Annotated in this window: 21 protein-coding genes; 4 read left to right on the plus strand and 17 right to left on the minus strand. The window is 61.7% G+C overall.

Annotated elements, in window-relative coordinates:
* Positions 1 to 91: 91 nt before the first annotated feature.
* Together RGR602_RS04795 and RGR602_RS04800 are read right to left on the minus strand one after the other, a co-directional pair.
* Entirely contained in the window at positions 92 to 1,342 is a 1,251-nt protein-coding gene (locus tag RGR602_RS04795; protein ID WP_039844165.1) for a class I SAM-dependent RNA methyltransferase, read from the minus strand.
* Positions 1,339 to 2,085, minus strand: a complete 747-nt coding sequence (locus RGR602_RS04800; RefSeq protein ID WP_039844166.1) for a TlyA family RNA methyltransferase — start codon at positions 2,083 to 2,085, stop codon at positions 1,339 to 1,341. The genes RGR602_RS04795 and RGR602_RS04800 overlap by 4 nt, the downstream gene beginning before the upstream one ends.
* Before the next feature lie 320 nt (positions 2,086 to 2,405).
* Between RGR602_RS04800 and RGR602_RS04805 the strand changes: the two genes are divergently transcribed.
* Positions 2,406 to 4,331 carry a methyl-accepting chemotaxis protein gene (locus RGR602_RS04805; RefSeq protein WP_039846655.1) on the plus strand — a complete coding sequence of 642 codons (1,926 nt, stop codon included), beginning with the start codon at positions 2,406 to 2,408 and terminating at the stop codon, positions 4,329 to 4,331.
* A gap of 65 nt (positions 4,332 to 4,396) precedes the next feature.
* On the opposite strand, the gene RGR602_RS38075 is transcribed toward RGR602_RS04805, so the two are convergent.
* The 7 genes from RGR602_RS38075 to RGR602_RS04835 form a co-directional block, all read right to left on the minus strand.
* Positions 4,397 to 4,531, minus strand: coding sequence for a hypothetical protein (locus tag RGR602_RS38075; protein WP_323808235.1), 135 nt, complete (start codon positions 4,529 to 4,531; stop codon positions 4,397 to 4,399).
* Positions 4,513 to 4,701 carry a hypothetical protein gene (locus tag RGR602_RS39370; RefSeq protein WP_039844167.1) on the minus strand — a complete coding sequence of 63 codons (189 nt, stop codon included), beginning with the start codon at positions 4,699 to 4,701 and terminating at the stop codon, positions 4,513 to 4,515. Before RGR602_RS39370 ends, RGR602_RS38075 begins: the two co-directional genes overlap by 19 nt.
* 122 nt (positions 4,702 to 4,823) lie before the next feature.
* Entirely contained in the window at positions 4,824 to 6,740 is a 1,917-nt protein-coding gene (gene dxs / locus RGR602_RS04815) for a 1-deoxy-D-xylulose-5-phosphate synthase (protein ID WP_039844168.1), read from the minus strand.
* A 101-nt stretch (positions 6,741 to 6,841) separates the two neighbouring features.
* Positions 6,842 to 7,765, minus strand: a complete 924-nt coding sequence (locus RGR602_RS04820) for a pirin family protein (protein WP_039844169.1) — start codon at positions 7,763 to 7,765, stop codon at positions 6,842 to 6,844.
* Between the two features lie 72 nt (positions 7,766 to 7,837).
* On the minus strand, positions 7,838 to 8,605 hold the full coding sequence (locus tag RGR602_RS04825; protein ID WP_039844170.1) for an SDR family NAD(P)-dependent oxidoreductase: 768 nt from the start codon (positions 8,603 to 8,605) through the stop codon (positions 7,838 to 7,840).
* 88 nt (positions 8,606 to 8,693) lie between these two features.
* A complete protein-coding gene (locus RGR602_RS04830; protein WP_022716503.1) occupies positions 8,694 to 8,945 on the minus strand; it encodes an exodeoxyribonuclease VII small subunit in 252 nt (83 codons plus the stop codon).
* Between the two features lie 2 nt (positions 8,946 to 8,947).
* Positions 8,948 to 9,883 carry a histone deacetylase family protein gene (locus tag RGR602_RS04835; protein ID WP_039846656.1) on the minus strand — a complete coding sequence of 312 codons (936 nt, stop codon included), beginning with the start codon at positions 9,881 to 9,883 and terminating at the stop codon, positions 8,948 to 8,950.
* Between the two features lie 162 nt (positions 9,884 to 10,045).
* On the opposite strand from RGR602_RS04835, the gene RGR602_RS04840 reads away from it, so the two are divergent.
* Entirely contained in the window at positions 10,046 to 10,447 is a 402-nt protein-coding gene (locus RGR602_RS04840; protein WP_039844171.1) for an acyl-CoA thioesterase, read from the plus strand.
* Between the two features lie 9 nt (positions 10,448 to 10,456).
* On the opposite strand, the gene RGR602_RS04845 is transcribed toward RGR602_RS04840, so the two are convergent.
* Genes RGR602_RS04845 through RGR602_RS04855 form a run of 3 tightly spaced genes read right to left on the minus strand, consistent with a single transcriptional unit; the run spans position 10,457 to position 12,327 of the window.
* A complete protein-coding gene (locus tag RGR602_RS04845) occupies positions 10,457 to 11,020 on the minus strand; it encodes a biotin transporter BioY (RefSeq protein ID WP_039844172.1) in 564 nt (187 codons plus the stop codon).
* A gap of 24 nt (positions 11,021 to 11,044) precedes the next feature.
* Entirely contained in the window at positions 11,045 to 11,653 is a 609-nt protein-coding gene (locus tag RGR602_RS04850; protein ID WP_039844173.1) for an energy-coupling factor transporter transmembrane component T family protein, read from the minus strand.
* On the minus strand, positions 11,653 to 12,327 hold the full coding sequence (locus tag RGR602_RS04855; protein WP_039844174.1) for an energy-coupling factor ABC transporter ATP-binding protein: 675 nt from the start codon (positions 12,325 to 12,327) through the stop codon (positions 11,653 to 11,655). The genes RGR602_RS04850 and RGR602_RS04855 overlap by 1 nt, the downstream gene beginning before the upstream one ends.
* 98 nt (positions 12,328 to 12,425) lie before the next feature.
* Here RGR602_RS04855 and RGR602_RS04860 point away from each other — a divergent pair, with 98 nt between their 5' ends.
* The gene (locus RGR602_RS04860; protein WP_039844175.1) at positions 12,426 to 13,616 is read left to right on the plus strand and encodes a winged helix-turn-helix domain-containing protein; all 1,191 of its coding nucleotides are present in this window, start codon (positions 12,426 to 12,428) and stop codon (positions 13,614 to 13,616) included.
* Positions 13,617 to 13,735: 119 nt separating this feature from the next.
* Here the strand turns inward: RGR602_RS04860 and ribB are convergent, their stop codons facing one another.
* The 3 genes from ribB to RGR602_RS04875 all read right to left on the minus strand — a co-directional run bounded on the left by ribB (position 13,736) and on the right by RGR602_RS04875 (position 19,496).
* Positions 13,736 to 14,839, minus strand: coding sequence for a 3,4-dihydroxy-2-butanone-4-phosphate synthase (gene ribB / locus RGR602_RS04865; protein WP_022716496.1), 1,104 nt, complete (start codon positions 14,837 to 14,839; stop codon positions 13,736 to 13,738).
* A 10-nt stretch (positions 14,840 to 14,849) separates the two neighbouring features.
* Positions 14,850 to 15,947, minus strand: a complete 1,098-nt coding sequence (gene aroC, locus RGR602_RS04870) for a chorismate synthase (RefSeq protein ID WP_039844176.1) — start codon at positions 15,945 to 15,947, stop codon at positions 14,850 to 14,852.
* A 369-nt stretch (positions 15,948 to 16,316) separates the two neighbouring features.
* Entirely contained in the window at positions 16,317 to 19,496 is a 3,180-nt protein-coding gene (locus RGR602_RS04875) for a bifunctional diguanylate cyclase/phosphodiesterase (RefSeq protein WP_039844177.1), read from the minus strand.
* Between the two features lie 244 nt (positions 19,497 to 19,740).
* On the opposite strand from RGR602_RS04875, the gene RGR602_RS04880 reads away from it, so the two are divergent.
* Entirely contained in the window at positions 19,741 to 20,001 is a 261-nt protein-coding gene (locus RGR602_RS04880) for a DUF1344 domain-containing protein (RefSeq protein ID WP_022716492.1), read from the plus strand.
* A gap of 7 nt (positions 20,002 to 20,008) precedes the next feature.
* On the opposite strand, the gene RGR602_RS04885 is transcribed toward RGR602_RS04880, so the two are convergent.
* Entirely contained in the window at positions 20,009 to 20,599 is a 591-nt protein-coding gene (locus tag RGR602_RS04885; protein WP_039844178.1) for a histidine phosphatase family protein, read from the minus strand.
* A gap of 27 nt (positions 20,600 to 20,626) precedes the next feature.
* Entirely contained in the window at positions 20,627 to 21,445 is an 819-nt protein-coding gene (gene fabI, locus RGR602_RS04890) for an enoyl-ACP reductase FabI (protein WP_039844179.1), read from the minus strand.
* Positions 21,446 to 21,456 lie beyond the last annotated feature (11 nt).

The raw sequence follows: 21,456 nt of genomic DNA on the forward strand, positions 1-21,456 counted from the left end.
CCCTGCCGCTTCAAACCAAAAATGCCCGCGTTGGCGCGGGCATTTTCATTCGCGCGCTGGATCGCGATGGCTCAATGAGAGCCTGGGGGGCCTATTTTTCCAGCGTCGCCACCACCTCGACATGCGAGGTCCAGAGAAACTGGTCAATCGGCGTGACGCCGGTGATCCGGTAGCCGCCCTCGATGAGAATGGAGAGGTCGCGCGCCAATGTCAGCGGATTGCAGCTGACGGCGGCGATCTTCTTCACTGTCGAACGGGCGAGCTCGCGGCACTGGAACTCGGCTCCGGCGCGAGGCGGATCGAAGACCACAGCGTCATAGACTTTCAGCTCGGACGTCATCAGCGGGCGGCGGAAAAGGTCGCGTTTCTCGACGCTGACCGGCTTCAACCCTTGTGTCTTGCGCGCCGCCTGGTCGAGGGCGGCGAGCGCCTTCTCCTCGCCTTCGACGGCATGCACGCGCCCGATCCGGGCAAGCCGAAGAGAGAAAGTTCCGGCGCCCGCAAAGAGATCGGCGATGCGCCTTGCCTTGCCGACATGGGCAAGCACCAGCTCGGCCATCGTCTCTTCGGCTGGCTTCGTCGCCTGGGTGAAGCTGCCAGCCGGCGGCGAGACCTGCACACCGCCGAAGTCGACGATCGGCTTGGAGGGCTCGACGAGGATTTCGCCATTCAGCGAAACGCGCGCGATGCCGCGAAGGCCAAGCACGGTTTCAATCGCCTTGCGCCGCTGCGGGTCCGGCATTTTCTTGATCCCGTCTACGGCGAGATCGAGCCCGGAAAGTGTTTCGAGAACCGAAATGCGAAAGGCCTCGGCGCTGGTGGCAAGCGCTGCGCCTATTGCCTTGATCGCCGGCAGCCGTGCAAGGATCGCTGCCGATGAGATGGGACATTCCTCGATCGCAACGATATGGTGGCTTTCGGCCTGGTTGAAGCCGATCAGCATATCCTTCTCGGTCTTGCGTGCCGCAAAGACGACGCGCCGCCGCTCGCCGGGATGTGCCGGGACGAGTTCGCCGACCCCGGTCGATATGCCCTTCGACTTCAGTGCGTCGATCACCAGCTGCCGCTTGAAGGTCCGGTAGGGCTGATCCGCCATGTGCTGCAGCGTGCATCCGCCGCAAGTTCCGTTGATGCCGTCCGGGCCGAAATGTCGGCAGGGCGGCTCCTGCCGGTCGGCTGAAGGCTTGGCAATCGACATGATCGTGCCGTGGTTCTTGACGCGCGCGATCGCCACGCTTTCGCCGGGCAGCGAGAAGGGCACGTAGATCGGGCCATCCGCGCCGTCGGCAATACCGTCGCCCTGGCCGCCGAGTTTCTGGATGGTGACTGTTTCGGTGCTCACGGCTTTGTTCCTGCGAGTAGAAATTCCTGATTGCCGTCGCCGCCGACGATCGGCGAAGCGATGAGCCCGAGGCTCTTCCAGCCCATGTCCTCGGCGAACCAGCGCTCGAGCTCCGCTGCGACCGCGGGCGCGGAGGAAGGGTCCTTCAACAGTCCGCCCTTGCCGATCGCTTCGCGCCCGGCTTCGAATTGCGGCTTTACCAAAAGCGCTGCAATGGCGCCAGGCTCGGCGATCTTCAACGCAGGCGCCAGCGCCAGCTTCAGCGAAATGAACGAAACATCCGATACGACGAAGGTTGTTGGCCGGCCGATATCCTCTGCCGTCAAATTGCGGGCGTTCAGCCCCTCGATATTCGTGACCCGCGGATCGCCTGCGATGCGCGGATGCATCTGCCCGTGACCGACATCAATGGCGGTCACATGGGCCGCGCCGCGCTCCAGCAGCACTTCCGTGAAGCCGCCCGTCGAAGCGCCGATGTCGAGACAGTGGTGGCCCGCCGGATAGAGATGGAAATGATCGAGCGCCGCAATGAGCTTGAGCGCGGCACGGGAGACGTAATCCTGCGCCGGATCATCGACCTCGATTTCGGCGTCCTCGGCAAGGAGCGCGCCCGGCTTTGTCACGACAGCGCCGCCGACCTTCACTGTGCCACGGCTGACGGCATCGCGTGCCCGCGAGCGGCTGGAAAAAAGACCGAGGCTCACGAGAAGCTGGTCGAGGCGCTGGGTATTCTGATCGGACATCGGCTGTCCATGACCGGCAAATCCGCCGCTTGCAAGCCTTTTGTTGCCGGCGCGCAGGTGAGATGACGGCTTTCGAGGAAATGCGGGAGCGGGTGGAAACAATTTCTCCCCCAAATTTTGGCCAGGACAGATTAAGTAAATTTAAAGCCGGTGCCCGTAGCGTCGCGGTGATTGCAGCGGTCCGCTCGGGCCGTTCCCTGCCATGATGGCATCAAAACCTCCACCTGCAGATCATGATTCAGTTTTATTCGCTCTGCCGCTGCGTCTCGCGCGGCTTGTTTCGCCGTTTTTGTCAGGAGAGTTGACCGGTGTTCGCCAACATGTCCTTGAAGGGAAAGCTTGCCGCAACCTTTGCTGCACTGATTCTCATCTTCATTTCCGTCTCAGCCCATGTGTACAGCAAGGCGAACGCCTCGGCTGCTGCTGCCGCCGAACAGGAGAAATCGGAGCTCCTCGTCAATCACATCGACGACGCGCTGCAGGCGATGCTGGAGCAGGCCGTCAACCTGCGGGGGTTCATCCTCTTCCGCAGCGACAGCACCTATGGCGATATCTTCGCCAATCGCGAACGCATGCTGAAGGCGATTGCTGCCGCCAAGCAGACAGCTGCAGGCGAGGCCGAACTGATCGGGATGATCGACGGCATGCAAAAGGCGGCCGATCTCTATTTCCACGAACTCGCCGAACCGCAGGCCAAGGCCCGCAAGGAAACCGAGACGCCGATCGCAGACGTCGTCAAGATCGGTGTGAACGCCACGAAAGGACAACTCGACGGCTTCCGTCAGGCCTCCGCCAAGATCAAGGCTGTCGCCCGCGAAAAGTCGGCGGCCTTTGCCACAACCCAGCTCGACGCCAACGAGGATCTGACCTTCACGCTGATCGTCGGTGGCATCGCTGCATCGCTTGCCGCAGCATTGCTCGCCTGGCTTCTATCACGTACCATCGCGCAGCCGATCGTCGGCATGACCGTCGCCATGAGCCGCTTGGCAGCTGGCCACAACGATATCGACGTGCCGGCGCTTGACCGCGGCGACGAAGTCGGCCTGATGGCGAAGTCGGTGCTGGTCTTCAAGGAGGCCGCAATCGAAAAGCAGCGCCTTTCCGGCGAGACGGACCGCATGCGCGACGAGGCCGAGCGCCAGCGCCAGCTCTCCGACGAGGAAAAGGCCCGCGAGGCAGCCGAGATCCGCTTTGCGATCGACAGTCTGGCAGGCGGTCTTTCGAACCTGGCCAACGGCGATGTCGCAAGCCGGATCGCAACGCCCTTCTCCGCTCACTTCGACAGCCTGCGAAACGACTTCAACCATGCCGCTGAAAAGCTTCAGTCGGCACTCCAGGCGGTTGGCCGCAATGCCTCGGCGATCAATGCCGGCGCCGGCGAAATCCGCTCTGCCGCCGACGACCTCGCCCGCCGCACCGAACAGCAGGCTGCTGCCGTCGAGGAAACCGCCGCAGCTCTCGAAGAGGTCACGACGACGGTCCGCGACAGCGCCAAGCGCGCCGAAGATGTCGGCCATCTGGTCGAGCGTGCGCGTCTCGGTGCCGAGCGCTCCGGCGATGTCGTCCGCAAGGCCGTCACCGCCATGCAGCAGATCGAGAAGTCATCGGGCGAGATCAGCAACATCATCGGCGTCATCGACGACATCGCCTTCCAGACGAACCTGCTTGCCTTGAACGCGGGCGTCGAGGCCGCCCGTGCAGGTGATGCGGGCAAAGGCTTTGCCGTCGTCGCCCAGGAGGTGCGTGAACTGGCTCAGCGCTCCGCCAACGCCGCCAAGGAGATCAAGGCTCTGATCACGACCTCAGGCGACCATGTCAACACCGGCGTCTCGCTTGTCGGTGAAACCGGCAAAGCGCTTGCCGAGATCGTGAGCGAGGTCCAGGAGATAAATCGCCATATCGGGGCGATCGTCACCGCGACGCGCGAACAGTCGATCGGCCTGCAGGAGATCAACACCGCCGTCAACAATATGGACCAGGGTACGCAGCAGAATGCTGCCATGGTCGAAGAGCAAACGGCGGCAAGCCATGCGCTGGCTCAGGAAGCCAACGCGCTGGACGCCTTGCTGCAACAGTTCAAGCTCGGCCAGGCCGTACCGTCGGCCACGCCCCGTTCGATTGCCGCGCAATCAGGCGCCCGCCCTGTTGCATCGCCCGCCCGCGCGCTGACCAACAAGCTCGCCAGCGCCTTCGGCGGCAAGGCGGCAACCGCCGCAGCCGTACAAGACGATTGGACGGAATTCTGAGATCGCTGATCGATCTGGCATATAAGAGGGGCGGCCGGTTTGGCCGCCCTTCTCGTCGTTGCGTGCTAGCCGCGCATCCGCTCGACGTCGCGTTTCGGCGCCATATGGGGGAACCGGACATAGTCGCCGCTGAACTGCGGCGGGCTGTCGTAGCCTACGCGAAATCCCGCTTCGGCCGCCGTCATGCCTTCGACGACCATGCGGCGCCGCGCCTCCTGCAGCCTGATTTGCGCACGAATTCGATCGCGCGGCCGATCTGGTTCAGTCGGCTCTCGCCATTGGCGATCTGCTCAAGCAGACCCGCCTGCGGCCCGCTCAGCAGCCGGTACAGGATCTCGCCTTCAAAAAAGCGGTGCCAGGACCTCCGCATGTTCCGGCTGCGCTGGCTCCTGCGACTGACCTGCCGCCGCCTCGGTGCGGCCGCATACCGGACGGATGAAGTAGATTGCTAGTTTTGGGCCGCCTTCGCGCTGCCGAAGGCTCCGGATGGCGTCAGCCCGCAACCCCCACGGCTGCGCCGTGGCCGAGTGTCCGGAAAACCGTTGAAACGATGCCTGCGCGGTCGAGGCCGGCATGGGCGTTCATCACCTCTGGTTTCGCCTGCTCCATCCAGATATCGGGCATGGTGAGCGAGCGGACCTTCAGGCCGCTTTCGAGCAGACCTTCCATCGCGAGGAAATGCAGCACATGACTGCCAAAGCCGCCGATGGCGCCTTCTTCGACGGTGATCAGCATTTCGTGGTGGCGGGCGAGCTGGCGGATCAGGCCGTGGTCCAGCGGCTTGGCGAAGCGCGCATCGGCAACCGTGGTCGAAAGGCCGGCAGCTTCAAGATCTTCGGCCGCAAGCATGCAGTCCGCGAGCCGCGAGCCGAAGGAGAGCAGCGCAACCTTGGTGCCTTCCTTGACAATGCGGCCCTTGCCGATCTGCAGGATTTCGCCGCGCGCCGGCATCTCGACGCCGACACCTTCGCCGCGCGGATAACGGAATGAAATCGGGCCGGCGTCATAAGCCGCCGCCGTACGAACCATGTGCTTCAGTTCCGCCTCGTCGGCCGCAGCCATGACGACGAAGCCGGGAAGCGTCGCAAGGAATGTCGTGTCGAACGAGCCCGCATGCGTCGGGCCGTCGGCGCCGACGAAACCAGCGCGGTCGATCGGGAAACGGACCGGCAGGCCCTGGATTGCGACATCGTGGACGACCTGGTCGTAGGCGCGCTGCAAGAAGGTGGAATAGAGCGCCGCAAACGGCTTGTAACCCTCGGTGGCGAGGCCGGCCGCGAAGGTGACGGCATGCTGCTCGGCGATGCCGACATCGAAACAGCGCGCAGGGAAGACTTCGGCAAGCTTGTCCAGGCCGGTGCCGTTCGGCATGGCCGCCGTGATGCCGACGATCTTGTCGTCGAGCGTTGCCTCCTGCACCAGCGCCTCGGCGAAGACGCTCGTATAGCTCGGCGCGTTTGGCTTCACCTTGGCCTGCGCCCCTGTGATGACGTCGAACTTGTTGACGCCGTGGTACTTGTCGGCGGCGGCTTCGGCAGGCGGATAACCCTTGCCCTTCTGCGTGACGACGTGGATCAGCACCGGACCCTCGGCGTTGTCGCGCACATTGCGCAGCACGGGGAGCAGATGCTCGAAGGAATGACCATCGATCGGGCCGATGTGGTAGAAGCCCATTTCCTCGAACATGGTGCCGCCGGTGACGTAGCCTCGCGCATGCTCGACGGCGCGGGTGAGCGCCCGGTCGACTTTCTTGCCGAGATAAGCCGTCAGTTTCTTGCCGAAATCGCGAAAGCCCATATAGGTCCGTCCGGAGGCGAGGCGGGCGAGATAGGCGCTCATGGCACCCGTCGGCGGGGCAATCGACATATCGTTGTCGTTGAGGATGACGATGAGCCTTGCATCGAGCGCGCCGGCATTGTTCAGCGCCTCGTAAGCCATGCCGGCCGACATGGCGCCGTCGCCGATGACGGCAATCACGCGTCGGTCTGTCTTGCTGAGTTCCGCGGCGACTGCCATGCCGAGACCCGCGGAAATCGAGGTCGATGAGTGCGCAGCCCCGAAGGGATCGTATTCGCTCTCGGCGCGCCGCGTGAACCCGGAAAGGCCGCCTTCCTGACGCAGCGTGCGGATCCGCTCGCGGCGGCCGGTAAGGATCTTGTGCGGATAACACTGGTGGCCGACGTCGAAGATCAACCGATCCCCGGGCGTATCGAAGACACTGTGGATGGCGATCGTCAGTTCGACGACGCCGAGACCCGCGCCCAGATGTCCGCCGGTGCGCGAGACCGCGTCGATCATCTCGTCTCGGACTTCGCGCGCAAGCTGCGGCAGGTCACGATCCTCGAGCTTGCGCAGGTCGGCGGGATATTTGACCTGGTCGAGCAGCGGGGTTTTCGGCTGATGTGTCACGGGCGGGAGCTCTTTCTTATGGTTCTTGCTTTGCTTATTCGATTAGATTGCGGCAAAACAAGTGCATTTCAAGAACCGCAACCCCATAATTCTAAAGGAGTTCATCCTTCAGGCAAAGGCACGAATTCCTCTTCGTCCCCCGGAACGATGTCGAAGCGGCCGGTGCGCCATTCCTCCTTCGCCTTCTCGATACGCTCCTTGGAGGAGGAAACGAAGTTCCACCAGATGTACCGCTTCGAATTCAGCGCCGCACCCCCAAAGAGCATCAGATGACAGCCCGCAGGACCTGCCTCAAGGGTGATCGCGTCACCTGGCCGGAAGACGAGCAGCTGATCCGCGGCAAAGCGGTCGCCGGCGATGATGACTTCGCCCGAAAGCACATAGGCTGCGCGCTCTTCATGCGCCGCGCCGAAGGGGAACCTGGCGCCCGGTTCAATATCGAGGTCGGCATAGAGCGTGTCCGAAAACACCTTGACCGGCGACGTCATGCCTTCGAAGGAGCCGATGACGACGCGCCCTCTGACGCCACGTTCATTGATCAGCGGCATCTCGCTTTTTTCCGTATGGGCAAAGCAGGGGTCGATTTCTTCCTTGTCGTCCGGCAGTGCCAGCCAGGTCTGCAGGCCCGACATCAGCAGCGGGTGACCACGCAGATTGTCGGGCGTGCGCTCCGAATGCACAATGCCGCGTCCGGCCGTCATCAGGTTGATGTCGCCGGGCCGTATCACCTTCTCGGTACCAAGACTGTCCATATGCCGGATTTCGCCATCGAAAAGGTAGGTGACTGTCGACAATCCGATATGCGGATGCGGCTTCACATCGAGCGCCTCGCCGGGCTTGAGAATCGCCGGTCCCATCCGGTCGAAAAAGATGAACGGCCCCACCAGCCGCCGCTGCCGCGTCGGAAGCGCCCGACGCACCTGAAAACCGCCGATATCGCTGGTGCGCGGAATGATTAGATTCTCAATGGCGTCGCAGGCGAACGCGTCACCGGGCAGCGGGTCTTTACCGGGGAAGAAGGACATATCGGTTCTCCGAGCACGAGGGCGCGACCAGCAATAGCGCCTGGAGGGCCGCCGCGAAAGGGTTCATGTTCGTCAGATGGCTGTGAAGCCGTTATCGACGAAGAGATGGGCGCCGTTGACGAAGCTGGATTCGTCGCTCGCCAAATAGAGCGCCGCCCTCGCCACGTCTTCCGGCTCACCGATCCTCCCCTGCTGCGCAGCAATCGCGGCGTCGGAAACATCGACCCCAAAGGCCTGTAAGTCGGCCACCTCACGAAGGCCGTGCGGCGTGCGGATGAAGCCGGGGCAGACAGCATTGCAGCGGATGTTGCGGTCGCGGAATTCTACCGCAATCGCTCGCGCGAACATATGCACTGCGCCCTTGGTCGTGTCATAGAGCACTTCCATCGGCGTTGCGGCAACGGCGGAGATGGACGAGGTACAGACGATCGATCCGCCGCCTGCCGAAATCATCTTCGGCAACACGGCCTTTGTCATCAGGAACATCGAGCGCACGTTGACGGCATGCAGCCAATCCCATTCCTCAAGCGTCGTTTCAAGGAACGGCTTGATGACGATGGTGCCTGCATGATTGAAGAGCACGGTAACGGCGCCATAGCGCTCCTCGATACCGGCAACGGCCGTGTTCACCGCTTTCTCGTCGGAAACGTCGGCAACCCAGTAATCCGCTTCACCGCCTGCATCCCGGATGGCCGTGGCGGTCTGCGCCGCCGCCTCGCCATTGCGGTCTATGATCGCGACACGAGCGCCTTCGGCCGCAAACAGCTTTGACGCTGCGCCGCCCATGCCGGTCGCACCGCCTGAGATGATGGCAACCTTGCTCTTCAGCCTATCCGTCATTCTGAACTGTTCCCTTTGCTGTTTGGTGGGGGATGTTAGACTGACGATTTGCTTCCGGCCTGAAGTCTTGGGCAAATGTTTTACGAGCTCACGCCCCGTCCAGCGGCTCCGTGCCCTGCGGTTTGCCGGCGCGGTCGAGCCGGATCTTCTCGATGCGGTTTTCGGCCGCCGAAAGCAGGGTCTCACAATGCTTCTTCAGCGCTTCGCCGCGCTCGTAGATCTCGATGGATTCATCGAGCGCCACGTCGCCGCGCTCCAGGCGGGCCACGATGCTTTCGAGTTCGGCAACCGCCTTTTCGAAGGAAAGACCGGAAACCTCCGGCTTGGCGCTGTCAGTCATACTCAACCCTTCATCAATCGGAGCACATGCAGGCCTGCCGATTCGGCAAGCCCTTCCAGATCATAGCCGCCTTCCAGCAGGCTGACGACCCGGTTGGAGGCGCTTTTGTCGGCTATCTCCAGCAATCTTCCGGTCGCCCAGTCGAAATCCTCGCCGACGAGATTGATCTGCGCCAAGGGATCGCGGTGATGCGCGTCGAAGCCGGCAGAGATGATGATGAGGTCCGGCCGGAAATCGACAAGCGCCGGCAGCACGCGCGTTTTGAATGCCTCGCGGAAATGATCGCTGCCGACATTCGGCGAAAGCGGCGCATTGATGATCGTGCCGTGCTTGCCGCTTTCGTCCTTCGCTCCCGATCCCGGATAGAGCGGCATCTGATGCGTCGAGCAGAAGAGCACGGAGGCGTCGTCCCAGAAGATGTCCTGCGTGCCGTTGCCGTGGTGTACATCCCAATCGACGATCGCGACACGCTCGGCGCCATGGCGCCTTTGGGCATGGCGCGCGGCGATCGCTGCATTGTTGAAGAAGCAGAACCCCATCGCCGTCATCTTCTCCGCGTGATGCCCCGGCGGGCGGGCGGCGACGAAGACATTGTCGGCCTTGCCGGTGAAGACGTCATCCACCGCAGCCATGGCCGCACCGACGCCCGTCAGCGCCGCCTGCAGGCTCTTCGGGCTCGCATAGGTATCGGCCTCGATCTGGTTGATCTCGCCGTCTCCTTCGGGAATCTGGCGCATGACGGCGCGCAGATGTTCCTCGGGATGGGCAAGCAGCACGGCCTCCTCGTTCGCCTGCGGCGCCTCCTTGCGCTCCAGCCGCTCGAAATTCGGATGGCCGAGCGCGACGTTGATTGCCCGCATCCGGTCCGGCCGCTCGGGATGGCCCGCGGGTGTGACATGTTCGAGAAAGATCGGATGTTCGTAAAGGCGGGTGCTCATGCGGAAACTCTTATCGCTTGCCCCAGTCATGATCCACAGCAGATGGTGCAAATGCCGGCAATTTCAACATACGCGCGGTGTCGTGCCCATGTCAGCTCCACCGTTTACTTCGGCCTGTGTCGCCATTAGTCTTTCAGCAGGGAAATGAGGATAGGCAGGCAGATGGCAAAATCAGCGCGCTCGAACGTAGCGGAAATACGCGTGCCGTTTCGGGATGTCGACATGCATGGTGAGATGTTCATCTCGTCCTATATTTCCTATGCCGAATCCGTACTTGCAAATTTCTGGCTGACGCGGCCGGAAGTGGAAGGCGAGCCAATTTATACTGCAAGCAAGATTTCCTGCATCCTGCACCGGCCCTTGCACTACGACGAACTGATGGAATTCACGACTGCGGTCGACAAGATCGGCGTTCGCTCCGTCGGCTTTCTGATTGCCGTCGAGGCAGAAGGCGAACGCGCCGCCGAGGTCGAGATCATCTGGCAGGCGCGCAATCGCGAAGACCTGTCGCCGGCCGCGCTCCCTGAAGAAACGCGCGACTGGCTTTACACCTTCGTTGATTAGGCTCCAAACCTAAGCACGTGCAGGCAGCAGCGGATAGCCGACCATGACGGCGCGGCCGGCGAGCGCTGCGACGAACGCCTTGATGACATCGCCGGGGACGAAGGCCATCGAGCCGACGAACGCCTGTTGCAGGCCGACGCCGGCAGCGACCACGAGATAGGCGATCCCGAAAGCATAGAGAACGATGATGCCGCCGATCGCAGATGCGAGGAAGAAGCCGACCGTCTGCACGAGGCCGGACTGCTCGGCCCTCACCAGGCGCTCGGCGACATAGCCGGTGACGGAGGCGGCAAAGAGCCAACCGATGAGGAAACCGGTCGTCGGTGCGGCAAATGCCGCAAGGCCGCCGCGGCCGCCTGAAAGCACCGGAAGGCCGATCGCAACGAGAACAAGCACGATCAGCACGGCGATCGCGCCGCGGCGCGCGCCGAGCACGACGCCTGCCATCATGACGCCAAGCGACTGCGCGGTGATCGGCACCGGAATGAAGCCGAGCGTGATCGGCGGCAGAATGCCGAGCGCCACGATGATTGCGGCAAAGAGGGCTGAGAGAACGAGGTCGCGGGTGCTCATCATGGGCTCCGTGTTTACAGAATGTTAACTCACATGCCGCCGAACGCCGCGCGCGTCAATCGCTGCGGCAATATTATCCGCATCTCTGAGCGTGAGGATGATCAACGGCGCAAGCACGGTGACGGGCCGCAACTTAATGCCGCGGGCTGCATGCGCCTCCTTGATCGCCTGGTAGCGGCCAAGGATTTCCGGCACGAAACGGACGACGAGGCCGACCGCAAGTCCGACATCGTTCGCCGCCACCAGGCCGGCCCGCTCCAATGGGCGGGCAAGCAGCGTGATCTCGTCGATGAACTCGCCGATCGTCGTTGTTGCCGTCACCGCCGCCGCAAAGAGCATCAGCGCCGTCAGCCGCAGCAGCGCCTCGACCGCGCCATGCCAGGGATTGAAGGCGAGGCTGAAAAGTGCCACGACGAGAATCGTCAGCAGCACGGGCTTCAGCCGTGCAATCGCCTGCCCGAAAGGCAGGCCGAGGCTGAAATAGACGGCCCCTGTTATCAGCACGCCGAGCGAAAGCAGCGGAATGTTGCGGGTGGTGAAGAGAATGACGCCGAGGATCGCGAGAACAAGCAGCTTCGAGCGCGCCGGAAGCCGGTGCATGATGCTGGTTCCCTCGACATAAAGCGATTGCATCAGGCGGCAATCTCCCGGTAGCGCGCGATTGCCTCGGCCGCCGGCGCATCGGCGGCAAGCCTGCCCTCGTGGAAGAGCAGGACGCGGCCGAAATGCGCGACCAGTTCCAGATCATGGCTGATCACGATGGCGTTTTCAGGCAGGCCCTCGATGATCTTCTGCACCAATGCACGATTCTTGAGATCGAGCTGGTTCGTCGGCTCGTCGAGGATCAGGATATCCGGGCCTGTCACCAGAACCGCGCAGAGGGCGGCGATCTGCAACTCGCCGCCAGAAAGCTCATGCGCCCGGCGCGCTGCCAGATGGGCGGCATCGAAGCGGCCGAGTGCAGCTTCAACCTTCGCCTCGATCTCGGCCTTCGAGAAGCCGCGGCCCTTCAATCCGAAGGCAATGTCGTCGCGCACGATCGGCAGGATGATCTGGTTCTGCGGCTGCTGGAAGATGAAACCGACCTCCGGAAGGGCCGAATGGGAATCGGCCGTGTCCCGCCCATTGACGATCACGCGTCCGGCTGTCGGCTTCGTCAGACCATTGATCAGCCGCGCGAAAGTGGTCTTTCCCGAACCGTTGAGGCCGATGACGCCGATGCGGTTTTCCGTAAGAGTGAGGGTCAGCGGCGAGAGCGCTTCGCGCGCGCCATAAGTGACTGCAGCCCCTTCGAAGCGGATCTCCAAATCATTCCCCTGTCACAATCCGATGCTGCTTCTATAGCCGCAGCGTCAAAAGTGCAAAACCGGGTGGCTAGGAACATTTTCCCGAATATGATGTGCCCATGACGAATCTCTTGTCGAACAGCGATGCCCGCCGCGTCTTCCTCGCCAAACAGGGCCTCAGCTCTGCGCCGAACCGCGCCCTGACCAAGGCCGGGCTGCTGCAGCTGATCCATAACATCGGTTTCGTGCAGGTGGATAGCATCCAGACGGTGGAGCGGGCGCATCACCAGATCCTCTTTTCCCGCAACCAGACATACAGACGCGAACACCTGACCGCGCTCCTGGAGAAGGACGGCGCGCTGTTCGAACATTGGACGCACGACGCCTCCATCCTGCCGAGCGCCTTTTTCAAATACTGGAAGCACAAATTCCGGCACCAGGAAGAGGTGCTCGTCGAGCGCTGGCGCAAATGGCGCGGCGAGGGTTTCGAGCATGCCTTCGACGAGACCTACGAGCGCGTGGCGCGCGACGGCGCGATCATGGCGCGCGAGATCAAGGCCGACGGACACACCTCGGGCGGCTGGTGGAACTGGCATCCTAATAAGACCGCGCTCGAATATTTCTGGCACACCGGCAAGTTCGCCATCGCCGGCCGCTCCAATTTCCAGAAGATCTATGATCTGGTCGAGCGTGTCATCCCCGCCGAATTCCGCGATCCGGAAGTAAGCCGGGAGGAGTTTGTCGATTGGGCGTGCCGCAGCGCGTTGAAACGGCTCGGTTTTGCGACACACGGCGAAATCGCCGCCTTTTGGAATCTGCTGTCGCCGGACGAGGCCAAGGCCTGGGTTTCAACCCATCGCGACGAGCTGACCGAGATCCTGATCGAACCGGCGCTCGGCGGCAAGCCGCGCCCCTCCTGGGCCTTTGCGGATTTCCTTTCGACGCTGGATGGCTATCTCGAGGCTCCGGCGCGCATTCGCGTCTTGAGCCCCTTCGATCCGACGATCCGCGACCGCAACCGCACCGAACGCCTGTTCGGCTTTTTCTACCGCATCGAGGTTTTCGTACCTGAGCCGAAGCGCGAATACGGCTATTACGTCTTTCCGCTGCTCGAAGGTGACAAACTCATCGGCCGCATCGACATGAAGGCCGACCGCAAGAAGGGGACGCTGGATGTGAAGCGGCTATGGCTGGAGCCCGGCGTGAAGGCTTCTGCGGGGCGGATGGAGAGGCTGCGCGCGGAACTGGAGCGCGTGGCGAAGTTTGCGGGGGTGGAGAAGGTTGTGTTTCTCATGGGGTGGAGGGGTTAGCCGCGTGTCTCTTCTCCCCAGCGGGGAGAGGTGCCGGAGCCTAGCTTACGAGATTGTCGGAACGCTCCTCTCATCCGGCGCGGCGGGCTGCCTTTCTCCCGGGGGCAGAAGGGAACCTCTCACCAAATCTCCGTCTTTGAAATCTTGATTCCAAATCCCTCCAGCCCGACATAGTGTCGCTCGCGGCTGGTGAGGAGCCTGATCGAACTGACGCCGAGGTCTTTCAGGATCTGCGCGCCCAAGCCGATTTCCAGCCATTCGCTTTCGCGGCTCTTGGCTTCGGCGTGGGCTTCGCGTCCCTGGCTGCGGGCCTTGCGGCCGTTGTCGTAGTGGCCCACGCCCACGGAGCCTTCGCGGAGGTATACGATGATGCCGCGGCCTTCCTCGGCGATTTTCTGCATATAGTGGTCGACCGGGCTTTTCTTGCCGAAGAGGTCCTCGGCGACATTTTCCGGGTGCAGGCGCACTGGGATGTCGATGCCGTCGCGTATATCGCCGAAGACGACGGCGAGGTGCTGCATCGGATCCCAGGGGAGCGAGTAGGTGTGCGCCTTGGCTTTGCCGAACGGCGTCTCGATATCGAAGCTGGCGCCGAGTTCGATCAATGTTTCCTTGCGCTGGCGATAGGCGATGAGGTCTGCGACCGAGACGAGCTTCAGCCCATGCTTTTCGGCAAAATCGATGACCTGCGGCCCGCGCGTCACCGTGCCGTCGTCATTAACGAGCTCGCTGATGACGCCGATCAGCGGCAGTCCGGCGAGCCTGCAGAGATCCACGGCCGCTTCCGTATGGCCGGAGCGCATCAGAACGCCGCCTTCGCGGGCAACGAGTGGAAAGATGTGGCCGGGCCGGACGAAATCGCTTGCACCGACATTCGGATTGGCGAGATTGCGCACCGTCAGCGTGCGGTCGTCGGCGGAAATGCCGGTCGTCGTGCCGTGCTTGAAATCGACGGACACGGTAAACGCCGTCGTGTGCGCGGAGTCGTTTTCGGCCACCATGGCGTTGAGGTTCAGTCGCTTCGCCTCTTCTTTCGGCATTGGCGTGCAGACGATGCCGGAGGTATGGCGGACAATGAAGGCCATCTTTTCCGGTGTGCAATGGACGGCGGCGACGATCAGGTCGCCTTCGTTCTCCCGGTCGTCGTCATCCATGACGACGACGATTTCGCCGGCCTCGAAGGCCCGGATGGCATCGACGACACGCTTCTGGTCATAAGGCATGGGACAGTTCCTATTTCAGCCGGCCGGTCTGGCCGCGGTCGCGCAGGTAGTGGTCGGCGATGGCGCAGGCGACCATGGCTTCGCCGATAGGCACGGCCCGGATGCCGACGCAGGGGTCGTGCCGGCCCTTGGTGCGGATATCGACATTGTTGCCATCGGCATCAATCGAGCGCCGCTCGGTAAGGATGGAGGAAGTCGGCTTGATCGCAAATCGCGCGATCACCGGCTGACCGGTCGATATGCCGCCTAAAATACCGCCGGCGTGGTTGGAAAGAAACAGCGGCTTGCCGTCATTGCCCATGCGCATCTCGTCGGCGTTTTCTTCGCCGGTGATCTCGGCGGCACCGAACCCATTGCCTATCTCGACGCCCTTTACGGCATTGATCGACATCAGCAGCGAGGCGATGTCCTGGTCGAGCTTGGCATAGATGGGCGCACCGAGCCCGGCTGGAACACCTTCAGCCACGACTTCGACGACGGCGCCGATTGAGGAGCCGTTCTTGCGGATGCCGTCAAGATATTCCTCCCATACGGGGACGATCTCAGCATCCGGCGAGAAGAAGGGATTCTGGTTAACCTGATCCCAGTCCCAGTTCTGGCGGTTGATCTTGTGCTTGCCGATCTGCACGAGAGCTCCGTGAACTCTCATGTTCGGCACGACGAGACGGGCAATTCCGCCGGCAGCGACACGTGCCGCGGTCTCGCGAGCGGAGGAGCGGCCGCCGCCGCGATAGTCGCGGATGCCGTATTTGACGTCATAGGTATAGTCGGCGTGGCCGGGGCGGTATTGCCGGGCAATCTCGCCGTAATCCTTGGAACGCTGGTCCGTGTTCTCGATCATCATCGCGATCGGCGTTCCGGTCGTAGTCATCGTCTCGCCGTCGGCATCCAGCATCACGCCGGACAGCACCTTCACCAGGTCCGCCTCGCGGCGCTGCGTCACGAAACGCGACTGGCCGGGCTTGCGCTTGTCGAGCCAGGCCTGGATGTCTTCCAGCTTGAAGCGCAGGCCGGGAGGGCAGCCGTCGACGACGCAGCCGAGCGCCGGGCCGTGGCTCTCGCCCCAGGTTGTCACGCGGAAGAGATGACCGAATGTATTATGCGACATGTGTTCCGACCACGCGCGGCAACCCGCGCCATTCTCCAAAATGCGCGACACTCATAGGCCAAAAAGAGGTTGGGGCAAAAGCCTTTCTTTGCGCGAAATCCACGTGAGGGAGAAATGCTGTTTCCGCAATTGCAAACGATGCGGGTTTTGGACGTCATCGGCAATGAGAAATGCCGCGGCCCCTTCATCCGCCTGCCGCCACTTTCCCCCGTTCTGACGGGTAGATGGGGGCATGCCCTAGCCTTCCTCAAGTCTCGGCGCTGGGTATGGCAAGTTCCCTCGCCCCGTTTACGGGGAGAAGCGTTAGGGCGAGGGGCAAATCATGCGATGGAGAGCGGCACAAAATCGCAAACAGCTGTTTAAAGCCCCTCAGGAAGCGATCCGCCATGCCGCACCATCGGCTGCGGCGGCCGTGAAGTCGTCGAAGGAGAGGGGACGGGAGAAGGCGTAGCCCTGCAGCAGGTCGCAGCCAAGATCGCGCAGCATATCGGCATGCGAGATCGTCTCGATCCCTTCCGCCACCGTTTCGACGCCGAGCGAGCGGGCGATGTCGATGATCGAGCTTACCAGTGCGCGCTCCTGCGGGGAGTTGAGGATCGGCTGCACGAGTTGGCGGTCGATCTTGAGCCGTTTCGGCTTCAGCTTCAACAGGCTGACGATCGATGTATGGCCGGTGCCGAAATCGTCGATTTCGATGTCGATGCCGAGCGCCTTGATGCGGTCGAGGTTGTGAGCCGCCACATCTTCGCTTTCGTCGAGGAAGATGGATTCCACCAGTTCGAATGAAAGCTCGCCCGGGCGTATCTGCAGGTCGCTCAGCGATTCGAAGAGGCTACCGTCATGCAGCCGCCGCGCTGAAACATTGACGGAGACCTGCGGCACTGAAACGCCGAGTGCTGCCCAGCGCATCTTGTCCTTCAGAGCGGTTTCGAGAACGATGCGGTCCAGCGCCTGCACCACGTTGATCTCGTCGGCGATGCGCAGGAACTTGTCCGGCGTCAGCAGGCCGTGGGCCGGGTGGTTCCAGCGCACCAGCGCTTCGACACCGGTGAGCCGCATTGTCCGCGCGCAAAATTGCGGCTGATACCAGGCGGTGAATTCGCCATTCTCGATGCCGGCAAGGATCTCGTCGGCGATGCGCTTGCTGTTGATGATGTCGGCCTGTAGGTTCTGGTTGAAGAATTCGTAGCGGTTCCGGCCCAGGCTCTTTGCGCGGTAGAGGGCGATATCGGCGTTGATCAGCACCTTGCGCGCGTCGACATGGATGCCGTTGGCAAGCGCGATGCCGATCGAAACGCCGCAGCGGCAAGGGAAGCCCTGGAAATCGACGGGCTGGCGCATTTCTTCGATGATCCGACCCGCCAGCGCGGCCATCTCCTCGTCGCTGGCATCGAGTGCGAGGATGACGAACTCGTCGCCGCCGATGCGCGCGACGACATCGCTGCCACGGACATTCTTCGAAAGAACCTTCGACGCATGCACCAGCATCGCGTCCCCGGCTGCGTGGCCGAGCGTGTCGTTGATCTGCTTGAAACGGTCGAGGTCGATGTGGAGGATTGCGAATTTCTGCCGCTGCGATCGGCTGCTGGCCGTCAGGTTTTCGAGCGCGATGTCGAGCTTGCGGCGGTTGGCCAGTGCCGTCAGCGGATCATGCAGCGAATTGTGCTCGATACGATTCTTGGCAAGTTCGAGCTCGATATTCTTGGCAACCGCTTCGTCCTTCGCTGCCTTCAGCTCGGCGGTCAGCAGCGCATCTTCCGTGACGTCGAGCGCGACGCCAATGAGCTTCAGCTGACCTGTCGCCGTCTGGTGCACTTTGCCGGTCGAGCGGATGTAGCGAATGCTGCCGTCCTCGGCCGGCACGCGGCAAATGAGCGTGTGCTTGTCGCCGAGCTGCTTGAAATGCCGTGCGCTTTCGAGCGCAAAACCACGATCTTCCGGATGAATGCAGGAAAGCCAAACATCCTGGGGCATGAATCCCTGCCGTGGTTCCAGCCCGTAGAGCTCGTGCATGCGTTCGTCCCAGACCGAGCCGGCCGTGCCGAGCGTCGTTTCCCAGATGCCGCACTGATAGGAATCGAGCGCCAGATCGAGTCGGGTTGAAAGTTCGGCAAGCTGCGTCTCGCGCCGGGAGAGCTCGTCCAGCGCCAGTTCCAGCTCGGCATTCTTGATATCGCTGTTTTCTTTTGCCTTGCGCAGCATATCGGCTGCCTCCGCGTCTGCAGTCACGTCCGCGACGATGCCGATCGTCCTGCCGGTACCGCCCGCATCCGTGTAGAAGGAGCCCACCGAGCGCAGATACCGGATGCGGCCGTCCGAAAGCCTGATACGGTACTGTGCCGTGCAGGACGTGCCTGCCAGGCTGCAGTTGAAAAAGTGCGTCTCGGCGATTGGCCGGTCTGCCGCCACGATTGCCTCGAGCCAGCTTTCAAGCGGATGACTGCCTTCGCCGGCAGGCTGGCCGTGAAGGCCCGAGGCGCGCGTGTCCCAGTAAAGGCTGTGGCCGTGATCCTGCAGTTCCCAGATGCCGATATTGGAAGAATCCAGCGCCAGGTTCAGCCGCTGCGAAAGTTCGAGCAGCTTCGTTTCGCGGGCCTCGAGCTCGTTGACATTGCGGGTGCGCTCGCCAAGAAGCAGGGTCGCGAGGAAGATCGGCACGATGATGACGCAGCCGGCCGCGATGATGATCAAGCGAAGCTGAAGCTGGTTCGGCGGAGCTTTGTTCCATCCGGTCGTGGGCACGGCCGAAAGCTCCCAGCGCCCGCCCGCGAAGGTGATATTGCGGCGGAACGGCTGCTTGTCGAGCACATCGGCGCTGCCGAAGAAGGGAAGGGCGCGTTGCTCGGCCACAGTCCCCAGGTCGCGCACCGCGATCGAAAGATGGTCGAGATGCGGGTAGCGTTCCTGGTTTTCGCTATTGCGCGCGGGTTTGAGGCCAGTGTTTTCGTAAAACATATCCTGGTCGATCGTGACTTCGACGGCACCCCAGATCTTGCGCTGCCCGTTCTCCTTGATGAAGATCGGAAAGAAGATCGCGAAGGCATCCCTTCCGCTGCCGATCTTGACCGGGCCGTAAAAACGCGCCTGCTGGTCTCCCGTATTGCGCCCGACGGACTGGCGCAGCATCAGCTTTTCACGCACATCCTTGCCGATGCGGCTCTTGCCGGACTGCGGCGGGAAGACGTTGCCGACGACGAAATCGGGTGCGACGGCGATGCTGACGAAATGGGGATTTTGGATGAGCAGCCAATTGATCTGGCGCGCCATTTCTTCATCGCCGGCTTTCGCGCTCACGGAAATCATGTTGGACAGATCGCGGACAACGGTAACGTCCATATTGATCTGTGCCGCCATGCGCGCGCGAATGAGGTTCGTCTCGTTTTCTGTGCGGATCTGCAGCTCTCGCAGATAGGCCGCAGTATTCGCACGGTCGAGCGTGAAGCCGACCACAACGACCACAAATGCGACGAGAGTCGAAACCAGCAGTGAAACCCAGGTATTCTTGAGTACCCGCCGCAATTGAATGTTGGCGCCTAGCCGGAAAAGCAAAAATATGTCCCCCTGTTCGGCGGAACTCTAGGAGGAACCGGTTAATTTACGATTTCCTGATGGTTCATCTTTGCGGCTTGCAATCAAGAGCGCTCGAATGGTTAGCGGCTGCTCTTGATCGTTGTTGAAGTGCCATTCATCAATGAGGCGCGGAAAGCCATTCTTCCGGGCAATTTTCGCCATATTCAGGAGCTTATCTGTGTTTCACTGGATTTTTGCGTCGAGTTCCAAGAGGGTTGCCGCGATGCGTTTTTTTGTTGCCACGCTGCTGGCCACAGCAAGTTTCCTGTCGCCCATCAGCAGCTTTGCGGAAAGCGCCGACGTCGAAGCGACCATCAAGAAAGTCGACATGAGCAGCCTCAGCCTGACACTCGATGACGGCAAGACATACCAGGCGCCCGAGGAGTTCAACTTCGATGGGCTGAAGGCCGGTGTGAAAGTGGTGATCTTCTACACGGAAGTCGACGGCAAGCGGGTGATCAACGACCTCGATATCGTGCAGTGATTAGAGACTATATCCAGCCGATCAGTCTTTTCGCAGTGTCGATCTTCAAGATTCGGTCCTGCGGAATTTCCCCCTCGGCAGCCTCGTGCTTCGGCAGATCGGCGATCATCTTGAAGAGGCTGCGGATGACGCCGCCATGCGTGACGCAAACGGTTGGGCGCTCGACGGAATTCAACCATGAGCGGATGCGCCACGACATGATTTCGTAGCTTTCGGCATAGTCGCCAGGCGGGATGAAATCCCATTTGTTGATATTGCGCTCGATGATGCGATCGCGCTGGGTCGCCTTCAGTTCCCGGATGGTGAAGCCTTCCCAGTCGCCGAAGGAAACTTCGACCAGCCGGTCGTCGCTGCGGTAGTCCTTGGGCGGCAGGCCCATTGCCGTGCGCATGATCTCCATCGTCTCGCGCGTGCGCTGGAGCGGGCTTGCGACGAAATCGAAGGGAATGGCTTCTACCCTGACAATCTCGGCCATGTCGATGCCGTTCAGCCGCGCCTGTTCGCGGCCGATGACATTCAGCGGAATATCCTTCTGGCCTTGCAGACGGCGTTCAGCGTTCCAGTCGGTCTGACCATGTCGGACCACATAGATGAGCAAGGCAGGTTCCGCTTGATTTGACTTCGATCAGTCCTTGATAACTGAAATATCCGGCGCGTCTACCGCCTTCATGCCGATCACATGATAACCGCTGTCGGCGTGGTGTACTTCGCCGGTGACCGAACGCGAGAGGTCAGACAGCATGTAAAGGCCAACATCGCCGACGTCTTCGATGGTGACGGTGCGGCGGAGCGGAGCGTTATATTCGTTCCACTTCAGGATATAGCGGAAATCGCCGATGCCGGAGGCTGCCAGCGTCTTGATCGGGCCTGCCGAAATCGCATTGACACGGATGTTCTTCGGTCCGAGATCGACGGCGAGGTACTTGACGCTCGCTTCGAGCGCAGCCTTTGCAACGCCCATGACATTGTAGTTCGGCATGACCTTCTCGGCGCCGTAATAGGTGAGCGTCAGCAGCGAGCCGCCCTCGGTCATGAGTTTCTCGGCGCGGCGTGCGACGGACGTGAACGAGTAGACGGAAATCTGCATCGTCTTGGAAAAATTGTCCGGAGAAGTATCGACGTAGCGGCCGGTCAGCTCGTCCTTGTCCGAAAAGCCGATCGCGTGAACGACGAAATCGATCTTGCCCCACATCTTTTCGATGTTCTCGAAAACCGCATCGATGCTCGCTTCATCACTGACGTCACAGTGGCCGGCGAGTACGCCGCCAAGTTCGGCAGCCAGAGGCTCGACGCGTTTTTTCAGGGCATCTCCCTGATATGTAAAGGCAATTTCGGCGCCCTGTGTATGAATGGCTTTGGCAATGCCCCACGCAATCGAACGATTGTTGGCGACGCCCATGATGACGCCACGCTTGCCTGACATGAGGCCTGTTGCTTGAGCCATATTTTGCCCCC

Source organism: Rhizobium gallicum bv. gallicum R602sp, assembly GCF_000816845.1.
Classification (GTDB): Bacteria; Pseudomonadota; Alphaproteobacteria; order Rhizobiales; family Rhizobiaceae; genus Rhizobium; species Rhizobium gallicum.